At 67.1% G+C, this 24,884-nt stretch carries 21 protein-coding genes; 14 read left to right on the forward strand and 7 right to left on the reverse strand.

Annotated elements, in window-relative coordinates:
• Window positions 1–261, reverse strand: a 261-nt coding sequence (locus tag G3N98_RS14035) for a hypothetical protein (protein WP_206148487.1), incomplete at its 3' end; no start/stop codon positions are given.
• Between the two features lie 54 nt (window positions 262–315).
• On the opposite strand from G3N98_RS14035, the gene G3N98_RS14040 reads away from it, so the two are divergent.
• Window positions 316–1,506, forward strand: a complete 1,191-nt coding sequence (locus G3N98_RS14040) for an efflux RND transporter periplasmic adaptor subunit (protein ID WP_175240658.1) — start codon at window positions 316–318, stop codon at window positions 1,504–1,506.
• A gap of 30 nt (window positions 1,507–1,536) precedes the next feature.
• On the opposite strand, the gene G3N98_RS14045 is transcribed toward G3N98_RS14040, so the two are convergent.
• Window positions 1,537–1,674, reverse strand: a complete 138-nt coding sequence (locus G3N98_RS14045; protein WP_206148488.1) for a hypothetical protein — start codon at window positions 1,672–1,674, stop codon at window positions 1,537–1,539.
• Window positions 1,675–1,873: 199 nt separating this feature from the next.
• Between G3N98_RS14045 and fdhA the strand changes: the two genes are divergently transcribed.
• Window positions 1,874–3,070, forward strand: coding sequence for a formaldehyde dehydrogenase, glutathione-independent (gene fdhA / locus G3N98_RS14050; protein WP_059525191.1), 1,197 nt, complete (start codon window positions 1,874–1,876; stop codon window positions 3,068–3,070).
• A 152-nt stretch (window positions 3,071–3,222) separates the two neighbouring features.
• Here fdhA and G3N98_RS14055 read toward each other — a convergent pair whose 3' ends face one another.
• Window positions 3,223–4,245 (reverse strand): class I fructose-bisphosphate aldolase, encoded by a 1,023-nt coding sequence (locus G3N98_RS14055; protein WP_206148489.1) that lies wholly within the window; start codon window positions 4,243–4,245, stop codon window positions 3,223–3,225.
• Window positions 4,246–4,608: 363 nt separating this feature from the next.
• On the opposite strand from G3N98_RS14055, the gene G3N98_RS14060 reads away from it, so the two are divergent.
• Window positions 4,609–5,529 carry a LysR substrate-binding domain-containing protein gene (locus tag G3N98_RS14060; RefSeq protein WP_206148490.1) on the forward strand — a complete coding sequence of 307 codons (921 nt, stop codon included), beginning with the start codon at window positions 4,609–4,611 and terminating at the stop codon, window positions 5,527–5,529.
• On the opposite strand, the gene G3N98_RS14065 is transcribed toward G3N98_RS14060, so the two are convergent.
• From G3N98_RS14065 to G3N98_RS14075, 3 genes are all read right to left on the reverse strand, one after another.
• Window positions 5,518–6,405, reverse strand: coding sequence for a DMT family transporter (locus tag G3N98_RS14065; RefSeq protein ID WP_206148491.1), 888 nt, complete (start codon window positions 6,403–6,405; stop codon window positions 5,518–5,520). The two genes, G3N98_RS14060 and G3N98_RS14065, sit on opposite strands and share 12 nt — an antisense overlap.
• A gap of 199 nt (window positions 6,406–6,604) precedes the next feature.
• Window positions 6,605–7,363 (reverse strand): hypothetical protein, encoded by a 759-nt coding sequence (locus G3N98_RS14070; RefSeq protein WP_206148492.1) that lies wholly within the window; start codon window positions 7,361–7,363, stop codon window positions 6,605–6,607.
• Between the two features lie 263 nt (window positions 7,364–7,626).
• A complete protein-coding gene (locus G3N98_RS14075; protein WP_089475451.1) occupies window positions 7,627–9,048 on the reverse strand; it encodes a PLP-dependent aminotransferase family protein in 1,422 nt (473 codons plus the stop codon).
• A gap of 275 nt (window positions 9,049–9,323) precedes the next feature.
• Here G3N98_RS14075 and G3N98_RS14080 point away from each other — a divergent pair, with 275 nt between their 5' ends.
• Complete coding sequence (locus G3N98_RS14080) at window positions 9,324–10,736, forward strand: discoidin domain-containing protein (protein WP_206148493.1); 1,413 nt, start codon at window positions 9,324–9,326, stop codon at window positions 10,734–10,736.
• A gap of 57 nt (window positions 10,737–10,793) precedes the next feature.
• Here the strand turns inward: G3N98_RS14080 and G3N98_RS14085 are convergent, their stop codons facing one another.
• Window positions 10,794–11,819: a GlxA family transcriptional regulator gene (locus G3N98_RS14085; RefSeq protein ID WP_089426837.1), complete on the reverse strand. Its 1,026-nt coding sequence runs from the start codon at window positions 11,817–11,819 to the stop codon at window positions 10,794–10,796.
• Window positions 11,820–12,266: 447 nt separating this feature from the next.
• Between G3N98_RS14085 and G3N98_RS14090 the strand changes: the two genes are divergently transcribed.
• The 10 genes from G3N98_RS14090 (at window position 12,267) to G3N98_RS14135 (ending at window position 24,719) form a co-directional block, all read left to right on the forward strand.
• Window positions 12,267–13,541 (forward strand): serine hydroxymethyltransferase, encoded by a 1,275-nt coding sequence (locus tag G3N98_RS14090; RefSeq protein WP_206148494.1) that lies wholly within the window; start codon window positions 12,267–12,269, stop codon window positions 13,539–13,541.
• Window positions 13,542–13,572: 31 nt separating this feature from the next.
• Entirely contained in the window at window positions 13,573–14,544 is a 972-nt protein-coding gene (locus G3N98_RS14095; protein ID WP_042588480.1) for a dipeptidase, read from the forward strand.
• A gap of 140 nt (window positions 14,545–14,684) precedes the next feature.
• On the forward strand, window positions 14,685–15,218 hold the full coding sequence (locus G3N98_RS14100) for a DUF5943 domain-containing protein (RefSeq protein ID WP_089475447.1): 534 nt from the start codon (window positions 14,685–14,687) through the stop codon (window positions 15,216–15,218).
• A 76-nt stretch (window positions 15,219–15,294) separates the two neighbouring features.
• Window positions 15,295–17,358, forward strand: coding sequence for an NADH:flavin oxidoreductase (locus G3N98_RS14105; protein ID WP_021160633.1), 2,064 nt, complete (start codon window positions 15,295–15,297; stop codon window positions 17,356–17,358).
• A gap of 3 nt (window positions 17,359–17,361) precedes the next feature.
• Window positions 17,362–19,287 carry a (Fe-S)-binding protein gene (locus G3N98_RS14110; RefSeq protein WP_206148495.1) on the forward strand — a complete coding sequence of 642 codons (1,926 nt, stop codon included), beginning with the start codon at window positions 17,362–17,364 and terminating at the stop codon, window positions 19,285–19,287.
• Window positions 19,288–19,291: 4 nt separating this feature from the next.
• The gene (locus tag G3N98_RS14115; RefSeq protein WP_089475445.1) at window positions 19,292–20,461 is read left to right on the forward strand and encodes an electron transfer flavoprotein subunit alpha/FixB family protein; all 1,170 of its coding nucleotides are present in this window, start codon (window positions 19,292–19,294) and stop codon (window positions 20,459–20,461) included.
• Entirely contained in the window at window positions 20,458–21,243 is a 786-nt protein-coding gene (locus G3N98_RS14120; RefSeq protein ID WP_206148496.1) for an electron transfer flavoprotein subunit beta/FixA family protein, read from the forward strand. The genes G3N98_RS14115 and G3N98_RS14120 overlap by 4 nt, the downstream gene beginning before the upstream one ends.
• A 52-nt stretch (window positions 21,244–21,295) precedes the next feature.
• A complete protein-coding gene (locus G3N98_RS14125; protein ID WP_206148497.1) occupies window positions 21,296–22,537 on the forward strand; it encodes an aromatic ring-hydroxylating dioxygenase subunit alpha in 1,242 nt (413 codons plus the stop codon).
• A gap of 29 nt (window positions 22,538–22,566) precedes the next feature.
• Window positions 22,567–23,721, forward strand: a complete 1,155-nt coding sequence (locus G3N98_RS14130) for a hybrid-cluster NAD(P)-dependent oxidoreductase (protein ID WP_174973785.1) — start codon at window positions 22,567–22,569, stop codon at window positions 23,719–23,721.
• Window positions 23,722–23,855: 134 nt separating this feature from the next.
• Window positions 23,856–24,719, forward strand: coding sequence for a glycine betaine ABC transporter substrate-binding protein (locus G3N98_RS14135; protein WP_089475441.1), 864 nt, complete (start codon window positions 23,856–23,858; stop codon window positions 24,717–24,719).
• Window positions 24,720–24,884: the final 165 nt, after the last annotated feature.

The raw sequence follows: 24,884 nt of genomic DNA on the forward strand, positions 1-24,884 counted from the left end.
CGCGCCCGCGGCGCCTGCCGTGGCCGCTGCGGCCGCACCGACCACGCCGACCACACCGACCGCGACCCGACCGGCGGCGGCGCCGTCGGCCGATGTGCGTTCGGCGAGCGTGGCCGTACCGCCGGTCGTCGCTGCATCGAATGCGGGGCCCACGCGACGCGACGACGCGGCACGTACGCCGGCCGTCGCCGCGACACCGCGCAGCACCGCCGTTCTCGCGCACACGGCAGCGGCGAATCCGGCGCCGAGCCCGTCGGTCATGCCGCCGATCCCCTTGTTCCAGCACGATCGTCTGATCGTTACGCAAAGCGACTGATGCACCACGACAACCTCCATACCGCCGCGCCGCCGGCCGCACTGAACGACCCGGCACTCGACGCGCGCCGCGCGACGCGCCGCAAGCGCTTCATCGCGTTCTTCGCGGTCGTGCTGGTGGCCGCGCTTGCATGGATCGCGTACTGGCTGCTGAGCGATCGCTATTACGAAGACACCGACGACGCGTACGTCGCCGGCAGCATCGTCCAGGTCGCCGCGCAGATCCCCGGATCGGTGACCGACGTCGTGGTGGCCGATACGCAGGCCGTGCGCGCCGGCCAGACCCTCGTGAAGCTCGACGACACCGAGGCGTCCGTCGCGTTCGCGCAGGCGAAGGCGCAACTCGCGCAGGCGGTGCGGCAGGTCGCGAACGCGAAGATCTCGAACACGATGTACGTCGAGGCCGTGAATGCGCGGCGCGCCGACCTGGCGCTCGCGCAGCGCGCGTTCGCCGCACGCTCGGGCGCGTCGGTCGAGATCGTCGCGCCCGAGGAACTCGCACGCGCGCGGGCGGCGGTCGCCGGTGCGCAGGCGAATCTCGCGGCCGCGCAGGCGCAGCTCGATGCGGCACGCGCGCTCGGCACCCGGTTGCCCGTCGACGAAAGCCCGGCGGTCGTGCAGGCGGCCGCGCAGTTCAAGCTCGCGTACCGGAACCTGAAGCGCACGACGATCGTCGCGCCGGTCGACGGCACGATCGGGCAGCGTTCGGTGCAGGTCGGCCAGCAGGTCGGGCCCGGCGTGCCGCTGATGTCGATCGTGCAGCTCAACCAGCTGTGGATCGAGGCGAATTTCAAGGAAGGGCAGATTCGCCACATGCGCATCGGACAGCCGGTCGAGGTCGTGTCGGATCTGTACGGCTCGCGCGTAACCTATCGCGGCCGCGTGCAGGGCTTCTCGGCGGGCACGGGCAGCGCGTTCTCGATGCTGCCGTCGCAGAATGCGGCCGGCAACTGGATCAAGGTCGTGCAGCGCGTGCCGGTCGTGATCGCGCTCGATGCGCGCGATCTCGCCGCGCATCCGCTGCGCGTCGGGCTGTCGATGCGCGCGACGGTCGACACGCACGATCGCAACGGCCACGCGCTCGACAGCGAGCCGCCGACGCCGGCCGTCAGCACGCGCGTGCACGACGGTGTCGCGAGCGACGCGGAAAGCGCCGCGGCCGCGATCATCCGCGACAATCAGGGCGGGTAACGCCGGCCCGAGAGTGGGGGCGGCCGGTTGTCACGACCGGCCCGCCGCCCGGCGCGTTGCGGCGTTCGCTAGCGCCTCCAGCGCCTCCAGCGCCTCCAGCACCTCCAGCACCTCCAGCACCTCCAGCACCTCCAGCACCTCCAGCACCAACACCATCCAGCGCGTCACCCCACGCACCAAACCTTCCCGTCGTTTCCCGCCCCGACTTTCGCATTTCCGCCATCGATGTCGGCGCCGTTCAAACGCGTGTCGCGTTTGAGACATCGGCGCCCCTGCCTCCGGGACTACTCTCGAACAGCACGTTGCGCGTGCGCCGCATGGCGCCGGCGCGCCGCGGCGCCATCCAACGAGACATGGAGACAATACGATGAGCAGCAATCGAGGTGTCGTCTATCTTGGGCCGGGCCAGGTCGAAGTCCAGAAAATCGATTATCCGAAGATGGTCGACCCGAGCGGCCGCGCGATCGGCCACGGCGTGATCCTGAAAGTGGTGAGCACGAACATCTGCGGCTCCGACCAGCACATGGTGCGCGGCCGCACGACCGCGCCGGTCGGCCTCGTGCTCGGTCACGAGATCACGGGCGAGGTGGTCGAGATCGGCCGCGACGTCGAGACGCTGAAGCTCGGCGATCTCGTGTCGGTGCCGTTCAACGTGGCCTGCGGCCGCTGTGCGATGTGCAAGGACACGCATACGGGCGTGTGCCTGAACGTGAACCCGTCGCGTGCCGGCGGCGCGTACGGCTACGTCGACATGGGCGGCTGGATCGGCGGCCAGGCCGAGTACGTGCTCGTGCCGTATGCCGATTTCAACCTGCTGAAATTCCCCGATCGCGATCAGGCCATGGCGAAGATCCGCGATCTGACCTGCCTGTCCGACATTCTGCCCACTGGTTATCACGGTGCGGTGAGCGCGGGTGTGAAGCCGGGCTCGACGGTCTACATCGCGGGTGCGGGCCCGGTCGGGATGGCGGCGGCCGCCTCGGCGCGCCTGCTCGGCGCGGCCGTGACGATCGTCGGCGACATGAACGCGGAACGCCTCGCACACGCACGGGCGATGGGCTTCGAGACGGTCGACCTGTCGAAGGACGCATCGCTCGGCGAGCAGATCGAGCAGATCCTCGGCGTGCCCGAGATCGACTGCGCGGTCGACTGCGTCGGCTTCGAGGCGCACGGCCACGGTTCGTCGGGCCATGCGGAGGAAGCGCCCGCGACGGTGCTGAACTCGCTGATGGAAATCACGCGCCCGGCCGGCGCGATCGGCATCCCGGGCCTGTACGTGACGGACGATCCGGGCGCGAAGGACAAGGCCGCGCAGCACGGCAGCCTGAGCATCCGCTTCGGCCTCGGCTGGGCGAAGTCGCACTCGTTCTTCACGGGCCAGACGCCGGTGCTGAAGTACAACCGCAACCTGATGCAGGCGATCCTGTTCGACCGGCTGCCGATCGCGAAGATCGTCAACGTCGAAGTGATCTCGCTCGACCAGGCGCCGGAAGGCTACAAGAAGTTCGACGGCGGCGCGCCGCGCAAATTCGTCATCGACCCGCACGGGTTGCTGGCGGCGTAACGCGACCGACCACCGCGCGGCAATCGAAGGGGCCGGGGCGCGCAAGCGCCTCGGCCCTTTGTCGTTCCGGAAGCGCGCTCAATGCCGGCGATGGAACCGGGCGGGAAGCTCACGCGTGAACGATCGACCGAGCGACATTCGCCCGGCTCCGTTCACGCGGTGCGTTCCATCGCGGCGTCGTACTGACCGCAGCAGGCCGCACTGTTCAGGCGTGCGCGCAGCAGCAGCGCCTCCTGCGCGGCGCGTACGTTGGCCGCCTGTCCCTTCCACGCGGCCAGCGGCGGCTCCTGCAGCGCGCGTCCATAGGAAAAGCTCAGCACCCACGGCCGCCCGTCAACGCGATTCATCGCATCGAGATGCGCCGTCGCTTCCTCGGGCGTCTGTCCCCCGGACAGGAAGAAGATGCCGGGCACTTCGGCCGGCACGGTGCTGCGCAACAGGCGCACCGTGGCTTCGGCGACTTCGGCAGGGGCCGCCTGCACGGCGTGCGTGCTGCCCGCGACGACCATGCTCGGCTTGAGCAACAGGTGCGCCAGCGCGACCCGGTGCCGGTGCAGCGCGTCGAACACGGCGTGCAGCACGGCGTCGGTCACTTGCGCGCAGCGGCCGATCGAATGATCGCCGTCCATCAGCACCTCCGGCTCGACGATCGGCACGACGCCGGCCTCCTGGCAGATCGCCGCATAGCGCGCCAGCGCTTCGGCGTTGGCTTCGATCGCTGCGTGGCCCGGCAGCGTGTCGGACACGTTGTACACCGCGCGCCATTTCGCGAACCGCGCGCCTTGCCGCTGGTAGCCGTCGAGGCGTGCCGCAAGCCCGTCGAGCCCTTGCGTGATTTCGTCGCCGGGCGCGAGCGCGAGCGGAATCTTGCCCGCGTCGACCTTGATGCCGGGCACGATCTGCTGGCGGGCGGCGAGTTCGGGCAACGGCGTGCCATCGTCCGCACATTGCCCGAGCGTCTCTTCATACAGGATCACGCCGCTGACGAATTCGCCGAGGCCCGGCGTCGACAGCAACAGGGTGCGCCATGCGCGGCGGTTCTCTTCGGTCGATTCGACCGCGATCGTCTTGAAGCGCTTCGCGATGGTCGGCCCGCTTTCGTCGGCTGCCAGCAAGCCTTTGCCATCCTGAACGAGTGCCTGGATCGTCGCCTGGAGTGTGCTCTCGGTGCTCATGGAATTCCTCCGCTGAAACCGCCGCGCGGCCGTGCCGACCGCGCGCCGTTCACTTCGTCACGGTCGTCACGCCGCCTTCCGATTTCATTCTTTGTCGCGCACCGGCCAGAACGCAAGGCGCGTGCGCCGCCGGCATCGTCCGTGCCGGGGCGGGTACGTGATGCGCCGGCGTTCGACGTGCGTGACGCGTCGCGCGAAACGGGCCGCCGTATTTTGTCGGGGAGGTGCAGGGGAGAGCCGGCCCCGCATACGTTCGGCGCGGCCCGGAACACGGGCGCCTCGCGATCCCGGGCATACGCAATTGCTGCGATAATCATCGCCCGTTCCCGACCCCATCGCCGCCGTTCGGCGGCGTATCCACGGATGGCCAAGTCACTTCCCCTCGCAGCGTTGCACACGTTCGTCGAAGTGGCGCGCTGCGGCAGCATGAAACAGGCGGCCGACCAGCTCTGCATTTCGCCGGGCGCCGTCAGCCAGCATGTCCGCAATCTCGAGGATCGCCTCGCCGTGCGGCTGTTCGAGCGCACCGGCCGCGAACTCGAGCTGACCGGCACGGGCCGCGCGCTGTTCGACCAGCTCGCCGGTGGCTTCAACGAAATCGAGGCCGCATGGGCGAACGTGCACGGGGCGAACCGGCGCGTCGTCCGCCTCGCGGTGACGACCACCGCATCCTTCGCGAACACGTGGCTCGTGCAACGCCTCGGCGCATTCAATGCCGCGTACCCCGACATCGAAATCACCGTCGAAACGCGCGCGCAGCTGGTCGACCTGCGGCGCGACTATGTCGACGTCGCGATCCGGCACGGGTTGGGCCACTATCCCGGGCACGCATCGTTCCGTATTTGGACCCCCGAGCTGTGGCCCGTCTGCAGCCCGCGACTGCTCGATCCCGCCCGCCCGATCGCCGCGCCGGCCGACTGCCTGTCGTATCCGCTGCTGCAGGACGCGGATCGCGCCGACTGGGCACTGTGGTTGCGCGCGCAGGGCATCGAGGATCCTCGTGCGCCGCGCGGCGCGAGCTTCAGCGAGGATGCGTTGCTGATCAAGGCGGCGGCTGCCGGGCAGGGCGTGGCGCTGGTGCGCGACATCTATGCGCGGGACGAAGTCGCGGCCGGCCGGCTGGTGCGCGTGCTCGCACGGCCCTGGCCGACCGAGCTGTCCTATTACGTCGTGTGCAGCGAAGCGCGCCAGCACGAGTGGAAGATCGCCGCGTTCCGCGACTGGCTCGCGACCGAGATCGGCGGCGGTGGCGACGACGACGGCTCGCGCGACCTACTGGCGTGACCCGCGCACGGTGGCGGTCGCGAAGCCCTTGAGCTTGCCGGTCGCGAGCGCGGTGCCGAGCAGGATGATCGCGCACCCGGCGACGGTCTGCACGGTGACGGTCTCGTGCAGGAAGATCGCGCCCCATACGACACCGAAGATCGGAATCAGGAACGTGACCGACGCCGCATATTGCGCGCCCGCGTTGCGGATCAGCCCGAAATACAGCAGATAGGCGACGGCCGTACAGATCGCGCCGAGCAGCACCACCGCGATCCACGCGGATGGTTGAACGGGGCCGTGCGGCCACATCGGCAGCGCGAGCGGTACGAGCGCGACCGCTGCGAACAACTGGCTGCCGAACGCCGACACGAACGGCCGGACGTTCGCCAGCCTGCGCTTCGAGTAATGCGCGGCGAACCCGTACGACAGCGTCGCGAGCATCGCGGCGGCGATCGCGCGCGATGCGCCGGGCGTGCCGGCGCCGACTGCCGAGCCGGCGAGCACGACGACACCCGCAAAACCCAGCGCGAGGCCGATCGCCTGCGGTTTCGTCAGCGGCGCACGCAGCCACACGTACGCGACGATCGCGGTCCACAACGGCGTCGTCGCATTCAGGATCGAATCGGTGCCGGCCGACACGAACAGCGCCGCGTAGGTCAGCAGGCAGAACGGCAGCGCCGAGTTCGTGATGCCGACGACGAACAGCGGCAACGCATGCGAGCGGAATTCCTGTCGCGCCTGCGCGTTGCGCAGCACCGGCGACAACAGCACGGCCGCGATCGCGACGCGCAGCGCGATCAGCGGGACGACGCCGAATTCCGGCGCGCCCATGCGCATGAACAGGAAGGAGGCGCCCCAGATGGCGGCAAGGGCCACGAGTTGCAGTGCATTCATCAACGACTCCGTTCGGTGGATCAGGCGGCCGGCCGGGAACGCAATACGCAATACGCGAGATGCGAGATGCGAGATGCGCCGGCGCGGGCGAATGACCCATTGAACGTCACGCGTGAGTCGCGACGCAAACGAGGTTTTGTGACGGGTGGTTTAGAAAAATGAATCGACGAACGCGCCTGCGCGGACCACGCCTGCGCGCTCAGTGGCCGCGATAGAGCTGTGCGATTTGCTGCGTATTGCTGGCGGGGCGTCGGGCACGTGCGGTGTGCGTGCTCACGCGGTGGAGGGTATGTGGGCGATGCGCGGCACCGTGATTGCCTTTCCAGCCCGCCAGGCGAACCGTGGCGCCGGGGTGTGGCCGGTCGGGTGCGCGCATGGCCGGCGCCGCTCGCGCGACTGCCGTCCGTCCCGCGGGTGCGCGGGCGGCCTCCGGGCCCGGGCTGCCCGGTCGGGCGACCGTCGCCTGTGTTCCGTCAGTCGAATGAAACGGATAGACGGGTGCGGGCAAGACCGGCAGCACGGGGTCGTTCGATGCGTACGGGGCGGCATCGCTCGCCATCGCGCGCGAATCATTCGAACCGCGACAGGCGGGATCGGCCTTGCATGTCCGGTCGACCACCACATAGCCGCCAACCAGCAGCACGAGTGTCAGGATGCTCAGGATCGGCGCGGTCGATGCGCGAGGCTGCTGGAACGCCGCGTTGCGAAGCGCGCGCGCGATGCGCGACGACCACGTGTGAAAGGCGCGCGGCGCATGCGTGGCATCCGGTGCGCGGGGGATCGAATCGAACGGCCAGTTCCGCCGTCCGCAGACGGGGCAATGTTCGAGCGCACGGAAGGCCACGAAGCCGCATTCCCTGCAGCGGAAGCTGGCGGTGCGCCGCGCTTCGGCTCGCGCGGTCAGGATCGCGCGCCAGTCATCGCGTGCGCGAATGGTGCGATTGGGGAGGACTCGCATCGCTGGAAGCGGGCGGGCGCCGTCAACGAGGCGAACGTTCGCCGGTCGTCATGATCCGTTCCTCCACGGCAGCCGATCGGCCCGTGCCGGAATGCAGGGGAGCGTACCTCGTCGACTGTCGTTCGCATGCGGTGTTCATGGGATTCTCCGTGACATCGGGTGCGCGGAACACGTTCGTCCGTGATGGCCTACCGCTTCATTCTTGGTCGCCGGCGCGTGAAACGCAAGGCACAAACAGGCTGTCGTGAGTCGTCGGTTCCACGCTAACCGTCCCGCCGCTGCCGGGCCGCGAGCGTCCCGATGGTCTCCATCGCGTGCTCGACCGCCGGCGTCCACGGCCGGCCGTAATTGAGCCGAAGGTAGCGGCGAAATCCGCCGGTCGCGGAAAAGATCGGCCCCGGCGCGATGCTGACGCCGCTTTCCATCGCATCGCCGAACAGGTGCATCGCATCCACGCGCGGCGGCAGTTCGATCCACAGGAAATACCCGCCGCGCGGCGCGAACACTTCAGTGCCGGCCGGAAAATACGCGCGCACGGCCGCGAGCATCTGTGCCTGGTGCGCGGCGAGATTGCGGCGCAGCTTACGCAGGAAGCGGTCGTACGCGCCGTCGCGCAGGTAGCTCGAAATCGCCATCTGCGCAGGCACGTCGGCCGCCGGCGCGCTTGCGCCCTTTGCCTGACGAATTTGCCGCACGTAGCGTCCGGCCGCGACCCAGCCGATCCGGAACCCGGGCGCGAGGCACTTCGAGAACGAGCCGCAATGCAGGACGAGACCGCTGTCGTCGTACAGCTTGGCGGGGCGCGTGGGTGACGTGCCGAAATGCAGCTCGCCGTAGACGTCGTCCTCGATCAGCGGCACGTTGCGTGCCGCGAGCAGGTCGATCAGTGCGCGCTTGCGCTCGTCGGTCAGCGTCGCGCCGGTCGGGTTGTGGAACGACGTCATGAACCAGCACGCCCGCACCGGATGCGTGTCGAGCGCTTTCTCGAGCGCGTCGAGATCGAGGCCGGTGCGCGGGTCGACCGGAATCTCGACGGCCTTCAGGTGCAGGCGCTGCACGGCCTCCAGGGCCGCATGAAACGCCGGTCGCTCGATCGCGACGATATCGCCGGGGCGTGTCAGCGCCTGCAGGCTGAGCGTCAGCGCTTCGAGCGCGCCGGTCGTGATGACGATCTCGTCCATCGGCAACGCCGCACCCGCATTCAGGTAGCGCAGCGCGATCTGGCGGCGCAGCCCGTCGTGGCCGGGCGGCGCGCCGGACAGCAGGGCCGTGCGATCCATGTTGCGGGCCGCCGACGCCATCGCGCGCCACAGGCTGCTCATCGGGAAAAGCGAATAGCTGGCGAAGGCCGAGCCGAGCGGGACGATGTTTTCGCATCTGAGCGAGTCGAGCAGCCGGAACAACGTATCGCCGTTGCCCGCGGGCGGGGCGGCCGGCTTGCGCGGCGGTTCATGGCCGAACCGCACGCGCTTGTCGTCGAGGTTCGCAACGAAATAACCGGACCGTGCACGCGCGACGATCAGACCCTCGCCTTCGAGCGCGTAGTACGCGCGAAACACGGTGGACGGGCTCACGCCATAGGCGCGGCATGCGGCGCGCACGGTGGGGATGCGCGTACCGGGGGCCAGATCTCCCCGCCGGATCGACTCGGAAATCGTCCGGGCGAGCTTCGCATAACGCTTCATGCCTGCCTCAAGTCGAGCAGCTTTGTGCCGAAAAAAGAGTAGCACGGCGCGCGCTGCGCCACAGGGTCGTTATCCCGTGATCCGCTCGTTTTTCACGGGCTCTGATCCTGTTTTTCGGCGCGACGCGCTGGCATGCTTTCGCCCCTCGAGCAATCTTTGTTCCCGACATTGACCGATACGGAATTCACGCTGTCCGCCGGCTGATCCGTGCCCCGTGCGCCCGTGCGTGCGAGGTGTAGTCAGCGGTGTCATGACCCTAACCGGAAAACTTCAGCGTGAAATTGAATACTCTCGTCGCGGGCCTCGTGGCCGGCGTTGCCCTCAACCTCCTCGGCGGCGTCGCGCAGGCCGCCTGCATCAGCAATCCGCCCACGCAATCCAACGCGACGTTCCCCGCCGCACTGACCGGCAAGCTCGTCTATCACAGCTACGTCAAGTACGGCGACGGCACGAGCCAGCTGTTCCTGTACGACTTCTCGGCCCGTACGCTGACGCAACTGAGCAAGAGCGCGTGGGGCATCACCGATCCGATGAACGGCGTGTTCAGCCCCGACGGCAAGTGGCTCGCGTTCATGGGCATCAGCAACGGCGCATGGAACGTGTTCATGCTGCAGCTCGGCGCCGGCACGCCGCCCGTCAACATGACCAACAGCACGGGCGCCACCCGCAACGAAGACCCGAAATTCAGCACGGACGGCAAGACGCTCGTGTTCAAGCAGAACGGCGACGTCAAGCAGGCGACGCTGTCGTATACGAGCGCGGGCCCGGTGTTCACGTCGGTCGTGAGCCTGACGAACGCACCCTCCGGCGCCGAATATTCGATGCCGTTCCTCGCGCCCGATGCGAGCGCCGTGTACTACGCGACCGGCACGGGCGCGAACATGGGGCTGATGAAGCGCACGCTCGCGACCGGCGCGACTGCGGTGTTCGATGCTCCGGCCGGGCTGCAGACGTACTACCCGATCGTGCGTGGGGACGGCATGGTGTTCTACGCGCGCTGGAAAGACAGCGGCCAGGCCGACCAGATCTATGCGAAGACGGCGGACCCGGCGTCGACGCCGAACGCGTTGCCGATCAACGACTGCGTGAGCAACAACTCGGATCCGGCGCCGGTGACCGGCACCAACTACGTGTTCTTCTCGTCGACGACGGCGGGCGGCTACCAGCTCTACGTCGGTGACGTGACGACCGGCCAGCGCTGGAGCCTGTCGCAGTTCGGCGTGAACGCCGACACGACGAAGGCCAAGCTCGGGTCCAGCTACTACGGCGGCCCGGCCGCCGCGCAGCCGACGCTGCTGTCGCAGGGTCGTCCGGCTGCCGCATCGGCGAGCTACAACGCGTCGCTCACGGCCGACAAGGCGTTCGACGGCAACACCACGAGCACGCGCTGGGATTCGCCGGAAGGCGCGGGCGTCGATCCGCAATGGATCTCCGTGGATCTCGGTGCGACGAAGACGATCAGCAGCATCGATCTCTACTGGGATGCGGGCGCGCTCGTGTACCAGATCCAGACGTCGAACGACAATGCGAACTGGACGACGATCTACTCGACGAACAACGGCGTGTCGTACGGCCACGTGACGTTGCCGAACCTGAACGGGCATGGCCGCTACGTGCGGATGCTCGGCACGAAGCGCGCGACGCCGTGGGGGTATTCGCTCGACGAAATGCAGGTGTGGGGATCGTAAGCGGAAAGAAAAAAGCGACCTTCGAGGTCGCTTTTTTTTCGTCAAGCGCGGCGGGGATCACGCATGCAGCACATGCACCGGAAACGCGGGGCTGGCGCTCGCCGCACCCTGCGCAAGCGGCGCGACCTGCTTGCGGCGCTCGCGGGTCGGCGCGACGCCGAACGCGTCGCGATAGCTCTTGCTGAAATGGCACGCCGACTGGAAGCCGCACGCCATCGTGATGTGCATGATCGACATGTCGGTCTGCAGCAGCAGTTCGCGTGCGCGGCGCAGCCGCAGCGTCAGGTAGTAGTGCGTCGGCGTCATGCCGAGGTGTTCGCGGAACAGGCGCTGCAGTTGCCGCTGCGACATGTTCGCGAGCCGCGCGAGCTCCTCGCGTGACAGCGGCTCCTCGATGTTGTTCTCCATCAGCGAGATCACCTCGAACAGCGACTTGTTCGCGGAGCCGAGGCGTGCGACCAGTGGCATGCGTTGCTGCGCGCTCGTGTCGCGCACGTGTTCGACGATGAACTGCTCGGCGATCTGCGTGACGCGCGCGGTGCCCACGCGCGCGGCGATCAGGTTCAGCATCATGTCGAGCGGCGCGACGCCGCCCGTGCACGTGATGCGGTCGCGGTCGATCACGAACAGTTCCTTCAGGAAGCGCGTGTCCGGAAACTCTTCCTTCAGCGCCGACATGTTCTCCCAGTGGATTGCGCACGCGTAGCCCGCGAGCAGCCCCGACTTCGCGAGCGCATAGGTGCCCGTGCACAGGCTGCCGAGCGGGATGCCCGCGCGCGCGAAGCGGCGCAGCGTCGACAGATGGGCGGGCGTGGTCGCGCGCTGCACGTCGACGCCGCCGCACACGAACACGATGTCGGGCTGGCCCACGCATTCGGCCGGGCCGGTGTCGACCGTCAGGCCGTTGCTCGCGGTGACCGGGCCGCCGTCCGGGCTGATGACCGACCAGCGGTAGAGCGGCTGGCCGCTCAGGTAGTTCGCCATCCGAAGCACCTCGATCGCATTGGTGAACGCGATCATCGTGAAGTTCGGTAACGGCATGAACGCGAAGTGGGACAGCGACGCTGTGCGGTCGGGCGACATGGGGAGCGTTCCTAGAATCTCTAATAGCTTTACGCCCGGGGGCACCGATCGGGCTGCGATATTGTGTGAGCCAGCGCAACAAGCGTGCCATACGGCTAAACCCTAGATCCATACGTTGTCTGGCTGAAAGCGGCATGCTGCACTGCACCGTATTCGTGACGGGCTGCACCCCGACCGGGCGGCAATCGCACCGCCGGCGTGCCTGTTCATAGGTGAACTGCCTCGACCATTTTTGTTGGCCATCCGAAAAAGCACGACCGGTCACTTGTATAAAACGGACGCGGATGGCGGAAAAGGCAAAGAACGCGTCTAAATTCATCAATCCGCCGAAAATCCGAACGACAAGAATAGAGCCGTCGGCAGCCTTGTACGGGACGAGCGGGAAACCCAGGCAGGGCGGGCCTTGAGCTTCGGTTTCAGCCCCTTATTCTTCGTCACGGACGCACTATGTCGAACACCCAGCCTTTCTTCTCGCAGCCCCTTGCCGAGCGCGACGCGCCGGTGCGCAGCGCCATCCTGAAGGAACTCGAGCGTCAGCAGTCGCAGGTCGAGCTGATCGCGTCGGAAAACATCGTGTCGCGCGCCGTGCTCGAGGCGCAGGGCTCGGTGCTGACCAACAAGTACGCGGAAGGCTATCCCGGCAAGCGCTATTACGGCGGCTGCGAATTCGCGGATGAAGTCGAGGCGCTGGCAATCGAGCGCGTCAAGCAGATCTTCAATGCCGGCTGTGCGAACGTGCAGCCGCACTCGGGCGCGCAGGCGAACGGCTCGGTGATGCTCGCGCTGGCCAAGCCGGGCGACACGGTGCTCGGCATGTCGCTCGACGCGGGCGGCCACCTGACGCACGGCGCGAAGCCGGCGCTGTCGGGCAAGTGGTTCAACGCCGTGCAGTACGGCGTGAACCGCGACACGATGCGGATCGACTACGACCAGGTCGAGGCGCTCGCGCACGAGCACAAGCCGAACCTGATCATCGCCGGCTTCTCGGCCTACCCGCGTGCGCTCGACTTCGCGCGCTTCCGTGCGATCGCCGACAGCGTCGGCGCGAAGCTGATGGTCGACATGGCACACATCGCCGGCGTGATCGCCGCGGGCCGCCACGCGAACCCGGTCGAGCATGCGCACGTCGTCACGTCGACCACCCACAAGACGCTGCGCGGCCCGCGCGGCGGCTTCGTGCTGACCAACGACGAGGAGATCGCGAAGAAGATCAACTCGGCCGTGTTCCCCGGCCTGCAGGGCGGCCCGCTGATGCACGTGATCGCCGGCAAGGCCGTCGCGTTCGGCGAAGTGCTGCACGCGGACTTCAAGACCTACATCGACAACGTGCTCGCGAACGCGCAGGCGCTCGGCGAAGTGCTGAAGGCGGGCGGCGTCGATCTGGTCACGGGCGGCACCGACAACCACCTGCTGCTGGTCGACCTGCGTCCGAAGGGCCTGAAGGGCGCGCCGGTCGAGCAGGCGCTGGAGCGCGCGGGCATCACCTGCAACAAGAACGGCATTCCGTTCGATACCGAGAAGCCGACCGTCACGTCGGGCATCCGCCTCGGCACGCCGGCCGGCACGACGCGCGGCTTCGGCGTCGCGGAATTTCGCGAGGTGGGCCGCCTGATCCTGGAAGTGTTCGACGCGCTGCGCGCGAACCCGGAAGGCGACCAAGCGACCGAACAGCGCGTGCGCCGCGAGATCTTCGCGTTGTGCGAACGCTTCCCGATCTATTGATCCCACCGACCCGACAATACTGGAGCAACACATGAGCACGCTGCATCAAGACAGCATCATCATCGACGGGCTGAACATCTCGAAGTTCGAGAAGCCGGTGTTCGAAGACATGCGCAAGGGTGGCATCACGGCCGCCAACTGCACGGTGTCGGTGTGGGAAAACTTCACCAAGACCGTCGACAACATCGGCGTGATGAAGAAGAAGATCCGCGACAACAGCGAGCTGCTGACGCTGGTGCGCACGACGGAAGACATCTTCCGCGCGAAGAAGGAAGACAAGACCGGCGTGATCCTCGGCTTCCAGAACGCGCACGCGTTCGAGGACAACATCGGCTACATCGAAGCGTTCGCCGACATGGGCGTGCGCGTCGTGCAGCTCTGCTACAACACGCAGAACCTGGTCGGCACCGGTTGCTACGAGCGTGACGGCGGGCTGTCGGACTTCGGCCGCGAAGTGATCACCGAGATGAACCGCGTCGGCATCATGGTCGACCTGTCGCACGTGGGCGGCAATACGTCGTCGGAAGCGATCGCGTTCTCGAAGAAGCCGGTGTGCTATTCGCATTGCCTGCCGTCGGGCCTGAAGGAGCATCCGCGCAACAAGAGCGACGAACAGCTGAAGGAGATCGCCGATGCGGGCGGCTTCGTCGGCGTGACGATGTTCGCGCCGTTCCTCAAGCGCGGGATCGAAGCGAACATCGACGACTACATCGAGGCGATCGACTACGTCGTGAACCTGATCGGCGAGGATGCGGTCGGTATCGGCACGGACTTCACGCAGGACTACGCGAAGGAATTCTTCGACATGCTGACGCATGACAAGGGCCGCTATCGCCAGCTGACGAACTTCGGCAAGGTGATCAACCCGGACGGCATCCGCACGATCGGCGAATTCCCGAACCTGACGGCGGCGATGGAACGCCACGGCTGGAAGGAGTCGCGTATCCGCAAGATCATGGGCGAGAACTGGGTGCGCGTGTTCAAGGACGTGTGGGGCGCATAAGCGCCGCGAACGCCGAACCCCCTTCAGCGATTCAACATTAAAAGAAATCGGGACGTGCCCGTGCAAGCCGCACGGGCGCGCGGACGATGTCGCGCCGGTGCACCGAGCCGCGCGGCCACTTTCCTCACGGAGTCACCACAATGCAACCGCAACTGCCGATCAACGTCGATCCCGATACCGGCGTCTGGACCACCGACGCGCTGCCGATGCTGTACGTGCCGCGCCACTTCTTCACGAACAACCACGTCGCCGTCGAGGAAGCGCTCGGCGTCGAGGCGTATGCCGAGATCCTGTACAAGGCCGGCTACAAGTCCGCCTACCACTGGTGCGACAAGGAAGCGAAGCTGCACGGCCTGACCGGCATGGCCGTATTCGAGCACTACCTGAAGCGCCTGTCGCAGCGCGGCTGGGGGCTGTTCTCGATCATCGAGGCCGACCCGGCGAGCGCGCGCGCGAAGATCGAGCTGCGCCACTCGTCGTTCGTGCTCCAGCAGCCGGGCAAGGAAGGCAAGCTCTGCTACATGTTCGCGGGCTGGTTCGCCGGCGCGATGGACTGGGTCAACGACACGACGCCGGAAGGCAAGGGCGCGCCGCGTGCGCGATCGTTGGAGGTGCAGTGCGCGGCCGAGCATCACGACCACTGCGTCTTCGAAGTGTCGCCGATCGCGCACTGAAGCCCTGACGCACGGATTCACCGAAGCACAACAACACCCGCAACACGAGACATTCGAACGCCAGAGGTCGCCAGCGATGCGTTATCCCCACCTGTTCAAACCCATGCAGCTGAACCAGCTGACGCTGCGCAACCGGATCGTCAGCACCGCGCATGCGGAGGTGTATGCCGAGCCGGGCGGCCTGCCGGGCGACCGCTATATCCGCTACTACGAAGAAAAGGCGAAGGGCGGCGTGGGTCTCGCGATCTGCGGCGGGTCGAGCCCGGTGTCGATCGACAGCCCGCAGGGCTGGTGGAAATCGGTGAACCTGTCGACCGACAAGATCATCGATCCGCTCACGCGCCTCGCCGACACGATGCACAAGCACGGCGCGAAGATCATGATCCAGGCGACGCACATGGGCCGCCGCTCGTCGTTCCACGGCGAGCACTGGCCGCACCTGATGTCGCCGTCGGGCGTGCGCGAACCCGTGCACCGCGGCAACGCGAAGATCATCGAGATCGAGGAAATCCGCCGCATCATCGGCGACTTCGCGGCCGCCGCGAAGCGCGTGAAGGCGGCCGGCATGGACGGCATCGAAATCTCGGCCGCCCACCAGCACCTGATCGACCAGTTCTGGAGCAAGCGTTCGAACCACCGCACCGACGAATGGGGCGGCAGCCTGGAGAACCGCCTGCGCTTCGGCATCGAAGTGCTGACGGCCGTGCGCGAGGCGGTGGGCAAGGACTTCTGCGTCGGTCTGCGCATGTGCGGCGACGAATTCCACGAGGACGGCCTCGATCACGAAGCGCTGAAGGAAATCGCGCAGGCGATGTCGGAGACGGGCCTGATCGACTACCTGAGCGTGGTCGGCTCGGGCGGCGACACGCACAACACGATCGCCAACTGCATGCCGCCGATGGCGCTGCCGCCGGAGCCGTTCGTGCACCTCGCGGCCGGCATCAAGTCGGTCGTGAAGATTCCGGTGATGCACGCGCAGAGCATCCGCGATGCGGGCCAGGCCGAGCGCCTGCTCGCGACCGGCATGATCGACCTGGTCGGCATGACGCGCGCGCAGATCGCCGATCCGCACATGGTGATCAAGATCCGCGACGGCCGCGAAGACGAAATCAAGCAGTGTGTCGGCGCGAACTACTGCATCGACCGCCAGTACAACGGCCTCGACGTGCTGTGCATCCAGAACGCGGCGACGTCGCGCGAAGCGACGATGCCGCACATCATCGAGAAGTCGCGCGGCCCGAAGCGCAAGGTCGTGGTGGTCGGCGCGGGCCCCGCGGGGCTCGAAGCCGCGCGCGTCGCGAAGCTGCGCGGCCACGACGTGGTGCTGTTCGAGAAGAATGCCGAAGTGGGCGGGCAGGTGATGATCGCCGCGAAGGCGCCGCAGCGTGAACAGATGTCGGGGATCATCCGCTGGTTCGACATGGAAACGAAGCGCCTGGGCGTCGATCGCCGCCTCGGCGTGGCCGCCGACGAGAAGATGATCATGGCCGAGAAGCCGGACATCGTCGTGCTCGCGACGGGCGGGTCGAGCTTCACGTGGCAGGTGCCGGGCTGGGGCGTGGCCGAGGGGCTGGCCGTCAGCTCGTGGGACATCCTGACCGGCAAGGTCGAGCCGAAGCAGAACGTGCTGCTGTTCGACGGCGTGAGCACGCATGCGGGCGCCGGCGTGGCCGACTTCATGGCGAGCCGCGGCTCGAAGGTCGAGGTCGTCACGCCGGACGTGAAGGTCGCCGACGATTGCGGCGGCACGACGTTCCCGATCTTCTATCGCCGCCTGTACGCATTCGGCGTGATCCCGACGCCGAACACGATGCTCGATCGCGTCTACGAAGAGGACGGCAAGCTGATCGCCGTGCTGCGCAACGAGTACACGGAAGAGCTGGAAGAGCGCGCGGTCGACCAGGTGGTGATCGAGAACGGCTCGTCACCGAACGACGAGCTGTACTGGAAGCTCAAGCCGGAATCGGTGAACCGCGGCCAGATCGATCCGCACACGCTGTTCGCGGCCGAGCCGCAGCCGTGCCTGTCGGAAGAACTCGGCAACGGCCGTTTCCTGCTGTTCCGTGTCGGCGATTGCATCTCGATGCACAACGTCCACGGGGCGATCTACGACTCGCTGCGTCTCGTGAAGGATTTCTAAACGATGAACCCGTCCTTCCTCATTACCGCCCTGTTATGGCTGTCGGTGGCGGGGCTCGCGTTCGCGGTCGCGAAGCGCTCGTCCTACTGGCGTCTGGGCCGGGCCACCGCGCCCGGCTCGTTCGGCGTCGCGAACCTGTTCGCGATCCCGAAGCGCTACTTCGTCGACCTGCACCACGTGGTCGCCCGTGATCCGTACATCGCGAAGACGCACGTCGCGACGGCCGGCGGCGCGATCGGCGCGCTCGCGCTGGTATTCATCAACTACGGCCTCGCGATCTACTCGCCGTGGCTCGACAAGCTGATCTTCCTCGCGGCGCTCGCGATGCTGGTCGGCGCGGTGTTCGTGTGGCGCCGGCGCGCGGCCAAGGACGTGCCGGCCCGCCTGTCGCGCGGCCCGTGGAATACGCTGCCCTGGTTGCTCGGCTCGTTCGCGCTCGGTCTCGTGCTGTTCATGCTGGTGCCGACCGGCGCGATGTCGGGCGCGTTCGCGGTGCTCTGCGCCGTGCTGATCGGTGTCGGTGCGTTCACGATGACCGTCGGCGCCGCGAAGGGCGGCCCGATGAAGCATGCGATCGCAGGCCTGCTGCACCTGGCCTTCCACCCGCGCCAGGAACGCTTCGCGGCCACCCGCGACTCGTTCACGGGCAACGGCACGGCCACGCCGCCGACCGCGCTGAAGCTGCCGGACATCGAGCATCAGGAGTACGGCGTCGCGAAGCCGGTCGAATTCCGCTGGAACCAGTTGCTGAGCTTCGACGCGTGTGTGCAGTGCGGCAAGTGCGAAGCCGCGTGCCCCGCGTTCGCGTCGGGCCAGCCGCTGAACCCGAAGAAGCTGATCCAGGATCTCGTCGTCGGGATGGCGGGCGGCACCGATGCGGCGTACGCGGGCAGCCCGTCGCCGGGCATTCCGGTCGGCCAGCATCGAGGCGAGCCGAACGGCCCGATCGTGTCAGGCCTGATCGAAGAGCAGACGCTGTGGTCGTGCACCACCTGCCGCGCGTGCGTGCAGGAATGCCCGATGCTGATCGAGCACGTCGACGCGATCGTCGACATGCGCCGCAACCGCACGCTCGTGCACGGCACGGTGCCGGGCAAGGGCCAGGAAGTGCTCGCGAACCTGCGCGAGACGGGCACGATGGGCGGCTACGACACGGCCGCACGCTACGACTGGTCGGTCGACCTGAGCGCGCCCGTCGCGCAACCCGGCAAGCCGGTCGACGTGCTGTTCGTTGCAGGCGAAGGCGCGTTCGACATGCGCTACCAGCGCACGCTGCGCGCATTCGTCAAGGTGCTGAACAAGGCGGGTGTCGACTATGCGGTGCTCGGTTCGACCGAGACCGACACGGGCGACGTCGCCCGCCGGCTCGGCGACGAAGCGACGTTCCAGCAGATGGCGAAGCGCCTGATCGGCACGCTCGGCACGCTGTCGTACCAGCAGATCGTGACGGCCGACCCGCACGTGATGCACAGCCTGCGCAACGAATACCGTGCGCTCGGGCTGCGCGTGACGGTCAAGCATCACACGACCTTCCTCGCCGAACTGGCCGACAGCGGCAAGATCGCGCCGAAGGCCGTCGAAGCGCTGCAGGACAAGCGCACCACGTATCACGATCCGTGCTACCTCGGCCGCTACAACGGCGAGACGGACGCGCCGCGCAAGCTGCTGAAGACGATCGGCATTCAGGTCGTCGAGATGGAGCGCAACGGCATGCGCGGCCGCTGCTGCGGCGGTGGCGGCGGTGCGCCGCTGACCGACATTCCCGGCAAGCAGCGCATTCCCGACATCCGCATCGCCGACGCCCGCACGATCGGCGCGGACGTGGTCGCGGTCGCCTGCCCGAACTGCACGGCGATGCTCGAAGGCGTCGTGGGCCCGCGCCCCGACGTGCTCGACGTGGCCGAACTCGTTGCCGCCTCGCTGGAGTGAATCGATGAACACGATCAAACGAATCGATCCGCGCCGGCCGTTCATCATCACGGCCGCCGGCCTGAAGCGCATCACGCTCGGCGAGGAAGGCAGCGCCGATGCGAACGCGGTGCACGGGTTCGCGCATGGTCATGGCGCAGCGGCCGCGAAGCCGCGCCGCGCGGTGCAGGATCCGAAGCACGTGATGCTGGTGGTCGCGCACAGTGAACGCGGCGCGCTCGACGATCATTCGCGGCAGGCGATCGCCGCCGCCGCATTGCTCGCCGATGCGCAGACCGAAGTCGCGCTGCTCGCGTTCGGCGAGCTGAAGGACGACGTGGCCGAACTGGGCGTCGACAAGCTGCTGGAACTCGCCGGCTTCGATCGGCGTACGTTCGACCCTGAAAGCGAATTGCAAGCGCTGCAGGCCTGCGTGGCGGCACTCGCGCCGAGGCACGTGTTCGTGCCCGACAACGCGACGGGCGACGGCGATCTCGGCCGGCGCTACGCGGCGGCCGCCGGCGCGAGCGTCGCGACGCACGTCGTCGAGATCGATGCGAAGCACGTCGGCGCGTATGCGCAGGCCGGGCGCGCGTTTGCCACCCGAGCGCTGCCCGACGTGATCCTGCTCGCGCAGAACGCGGTCGACGCGAAGCTGCCGTTCGTCGGTGCGGGCGAACGGCTGGCCGCCGACTTCATCCGCCCGGCGCACGACGCCGCGCAACCGTACCGCGATCTCGGTCTCGACGAAATCGACGCGGCCCAGGTCGCGCTCGAGGAAGCCGATTTCATCGTATCGGCCGGCAACGGCGTGTCCGACATCGGCGCGTTCGAGCGGCTGGCTGGTGCATTCGGCGCGGCGATCGGCGCAAGCCGTGTCGCGGTCGACAACGGCCACTTCACGCGCGACAAGCAGGTCGGTGCGACCGGCAAGACGGTCGAGGCGAGCGTCTACATCGCGTTCGGCATCTCGGGCGCGGTGCAGCACCTGCAGGGGATCAAGGATTGCCGCCACGTGATCGCGGTGAACCTCGACGGCAGCGCGCCGATCGCGAAGCGCGCGAACCTGACGGTGGTCGGCGACGCGCAGGGCACGATCGCCGCACTGATCGAACAGGTGCAGGCCGCGCGCGCCGCGCGTGGCGAATCGCCGGCCGCGGTCGGCACCCGTGAACCGGAAGGAGTCGCTGCATGAACGCCCCCCGCCAGCTGCAACGCATCGCGGTGCTCGTGTCCGTCGGCCGCCATCCGGTCAGCGGCGTCGCGCGCTATAGCCGCAACGACGCGGCCGCGCTCGAAACCGGCCGCCAGCTCGCGGAGCGGCATCGCGCGAAGCTCGACGTGATCCATGCCGGCGACCCCGCGAATGCGGCGCTTGCCGAATATCTCGCGCTCGGCGCCCGGGAGGTCGAGGTGCTGGCCTGCCGCGACGGCGACGACGCCGTGCATGCGCTCGCCGCGCGCGTCGAGGGCTACGACCTCGTGCTGACCGGCACGCGCGCCGAAGGCGCGTACGACACCGGCATGCTGCCGTATCGCGTCGCCGCGGCACTCGGCTATCCGCTGGTGGGTTCGGCCGTCGACCTGACGGTCGAAGGCGGCCGCGTGGCCGTCCGGCAATTTTTGCCGAAGGGGCTGCGGCGGCGCGTCGACGCGGCGCTGCCGGCCGTCGTCGCCGTTCATCCGCTCGCCAATGCCGAGCCGCGCTATGCGTATGCGCGGCTGCGCGCCGGCGCGATCCGGCCGGCGCTCGCGGCGCCCGGCGCGGACGCCGACGCGGCCGCGTGGAAGGTCGGCCCGATCGAGCGTAAACCCGTAAAGCTGGTCGCCGCCGAGAAGCGCTCCGGGCATGCCCGGATGCTGTCCGCGACGACGACCGAAAGCCGTGGCGGCAACGTCGTAAATGAAGGGAGTTCGGTCGAAAAAGCACAAGTGATCCTCGCGTATTTGCGCGAGCATCAGCTCATCGACTACTGATTTTGATGCCTGTCGGCAAGAACCCAGGGATGCAAGGAATCCGGAGCAAACGATGAAAGTATCGGCAGACATTCGTGCATTGATCGAGCGGCGCAAGGAAGGGCACAGCCTCGAAGCGCCGTTCTACACGAGCGAGGACATCTTCGCGCTCGACATGGAGGCGATTTTCCGCCAGCACTGGATCCAGGTGGCGGTCGAGCCGGACATTCCGGAGCCGGGCGACTACGTGACCGTGGAACTGGGGAGCGATTCGATCCTGATCGTGCGTGACGACGACATGGCGATCCGCGCGTTCCACAACGTGTGCCGTCACCGCGGCGCGCGCCTGTGCAATGAAGACAAAGGCTCGGTCGGCAACATCGTGTGCCCGTACCACAGCTGGACCTACAACCTGACGGGCCAGCTGATGTTCGCCGAGCACATGGGCGAGAAGTTCGATCGCTGCAAGCACAGCCTGAAGTCGGTGCACGTCGAGAACCTCGCGGGCCTGATCTTCATCTGCCTCGCCGACGAGCCGCCCGCCGACTTCGCGCAGCTGCGCGCCGAGATGGAGCCGTACCTGCTGCCGCACGATCTGCCGAACACGAAGATCGCCGCGCAGATCGACATCATCGAGGAAGGCAACTGGAAGCTCACGATGGAGAACAACCGCGAGTGCTATCACTGCGTCGCGAACCATCCGGAGCTCACCATCTCGCTGTACGAATACGGCTTCGGCTACCAGCGCTCCGACGCCAACGCCGAAGGCATGGACGCGTTCGCGGAAACCTGCGTGCGGCGCGGCAAGGAGTGGGCCGAGATGGGCCTGCCGTCCGAAGAGATCGAGAAGCTGCTCGACGTGACGGGCTTCCGCACGCAGCGCCTGCCGCTCGATCGCCACGGCGAATCGCAGACGCTCGATGCGAAGGTCGCGTCGAAGAAGCTGCTCGGCGGCTTCGACAAGGCCGACCTCGGCGGGCTGTCGTTCTGGACGCAGCCGAACTCGTGGCACCACTTCATGAGCGATCACATCGTGACGTTCTCGGTGATCCCGCTGTCGGCCGGCAAGACGCTCGTGCGCACGAAGTGGCTCGTGCACAAGGACGCGAAGGAAGGCATCGACTACGACGTGAAGAACCTCACGGCCGTGTGGAACGCGACCAACGACCAGGATCGCGCGCTCGTCGAATTCTCGCAGCGCGGCGCGACCAGCAGCGCGTACGAGCCGGGCCCGTATTCGCCGTTCACGGAAGGTCTCGTCGAAAAATTCTCGGCCTGGTATATCGGCCGGCTCGCCGAAAAAACCGGCGAATAGTACCCAGCAGCGTACAAGCGGAGTCAGACATGATGCGAGATGCGGCCAACTTCGAGCCGACGGACAGCCGGGTGACGCGCCCGGCGTTCTGGAACGCCCTTCCCGAGCGCTGGACGAGCGACGTCGAGGAAACGCTGGTGTGCTGCCACGTGCGGCAGGAAACGCACGACGTGAAGAGTTTCTTCTTCCGTTCGCCGCAGGGCCGCTCGTTCTCGTTCGAGCCCGGGCAGTTCCTCACGCTCGAGCTCGACATCGACGGCGAAACGATCAACCGCTGCTACACGATCTCGTCGTCGCCCGCGCGGCCGCACACGGTGTCGATCACGGTGAAGCGTGTGCCGGGCGGCAAGGTGTCGAACTGGCTGCACGACAACCTGCAGCCGGGCGCCGCGGTGCGCGTGCTCGGCCCGGCCGGCGAATTCACGTGCGCACGGCATCCGGCGCGCAAGTACCTGTTCCTGTCGGCCGGCTCGGGCGTCACGCCGCTGATGTCGATGAGCCGCGCGCACCATGATCTCGCCGAGGATCGCGACATCCTGTTCGTGCACAGCGCGCGCACGCCGGACGACATCATCTTCGCGCGCGAGCTCGACCTGATCGCGTCGAACCACACGAACTTCCGCACGTCGTTCGTCGTCGAGCGCGTCGGCGCCCGCACCAACTGGCCGGGCGTCACGGGCTTCCTGACGCTGCCGCTGCTGAAGCTGATCGCACCGGATTTCATGGAGCGCGAAATCTTCACGTGCGGCCCCGCGCCGTACATGAAGGCCGTGCGCGACCTGCTCGACGAAGCCGGCTTCGATCGCAAGCAGTATCACGAGGAAAGCTTCTCGTTCGAAACGCTTGCCGAAACCGCAAGCGACGAACTGCTCGCCGATCTCGCCCCGTTGGCCGACGGCGCCGACACCGACACCGAAACGAAGCAGTACACGGTCAGCTTCGCGAAGAGCAATCGCGAGATTTCGTGCGGCTCGGAGCAGCACGTGCTGGATGCGGCGCGCCAGTCGGGCGTGCGGCTGCCGGCCTCGTGCACGCAGGGCATGTGCGGCACCTGCAAGGTGAAGCTCGTGTCGGGGCAGGTTGAAATGAAGCACAACGGCGGCATCCGCCAGCGCGAGATCGACCAGGGGATGGTGCTGCTGTGCTGCAGCAAGCCGCTGTCGGATCTCGTGATCGACAAGTAGTCGCAACACGCCATCGGCTGCCCGGGCGCGTCGCGTCCGGACAAGCATCCGTCGGAAAACAACGATACCGCGGATTTGTGGTTGAAGAACCTAGAGAGGCAACGCGCACGGTGCGCATATCAAGGAGATCGACCATGAAGCTGTTCGGAAAACTGTTGTGGACCGGCGCACTGTCGGCCATGGTGGCGCTGAGCGCGTCCGCACTTGCCGATACGAAGCCCACGCTGAAGATCGGTTACGTCGAAGGCTGGGATGACAGCGTGGCGACGTCGAACGTCGCGGCGCGCGTGATCGAGAAGAAGCTCGGCTACGAAGTGAAGCTCGTGCCGGTCGCTGCCGGGATCATGTGGCAGGGCGTCGCGCGCGGCGATCTCGATGCGACGCTGTCCGCGTGGCTGCCGGTCACGCACGGCTCGTACTGGGATGAATACAAGGCCAAGGTCGTCGACCTCGGCGCGAATTTCCCGGATGCAAAGATCGGCCTGATCGTGCCTGCCTACGTGAAGGCGAAGAGCATCGACGACCTGAACGCGGAGAAGGGCAGCTTCGGCGGCCGGATCGTCGGCATCGATGCCGGTGCCGGCGTGATGCGCAAGACCGACGACGCGATCAAGAGCTACGGGCTGAACTACACGCTGATGCCGAGCTCGGGCAGCGCGATGACGGCCGAGCTGTCGCGTTCGGTCGGTGCGAACAAGCCGGTGATCGTGACGGGCTGGGCGCCGCACTGGATGTTCGCGAAGTGGAAGCTGCGCTTCCTCGAGGATCCGAAGAAAGTGTTCGGCGGCGCGGAGCACGTCGACAGCGTCGTGAATCCGGGGCTCGAAACGAAGGCGAAGCCGGTGGTCGCGTTCCTGAAGAAATTCCAGTGGAAGCCGGGTGAAATCGACAGCGTGATGCTGGCGATCCAGAACGGCTCGAAGCCGGAAGCGGCCGCCGATGCGTGGATTGCAGCCCATGCGGATCGCGTGAATGCATGGACGGAAGGCGTGCAGTAAGCCGGCAGTGAATCACCTCGATAACTAGATGAAGAGACAGTCCGGGAAAGGTCGGTAGTAATGCGAAATAATTGCACTGCGACACGACCTTATCCCGGAATTATTTTTTTGATTCTGCAAAAAATCCCGTAAATTGTTACAATACGGCCCTTGTGCGGAGTCATC

It is taken from the genome of Burkholderia sp. Tr-20390 (assembly GCF_017104595.1).
Classification (GTDB): Bacteria; Pseudomonadota; Gammaproteobacteria; order Burkholderiales; family Burkholderiaceae; genus Burkholderia.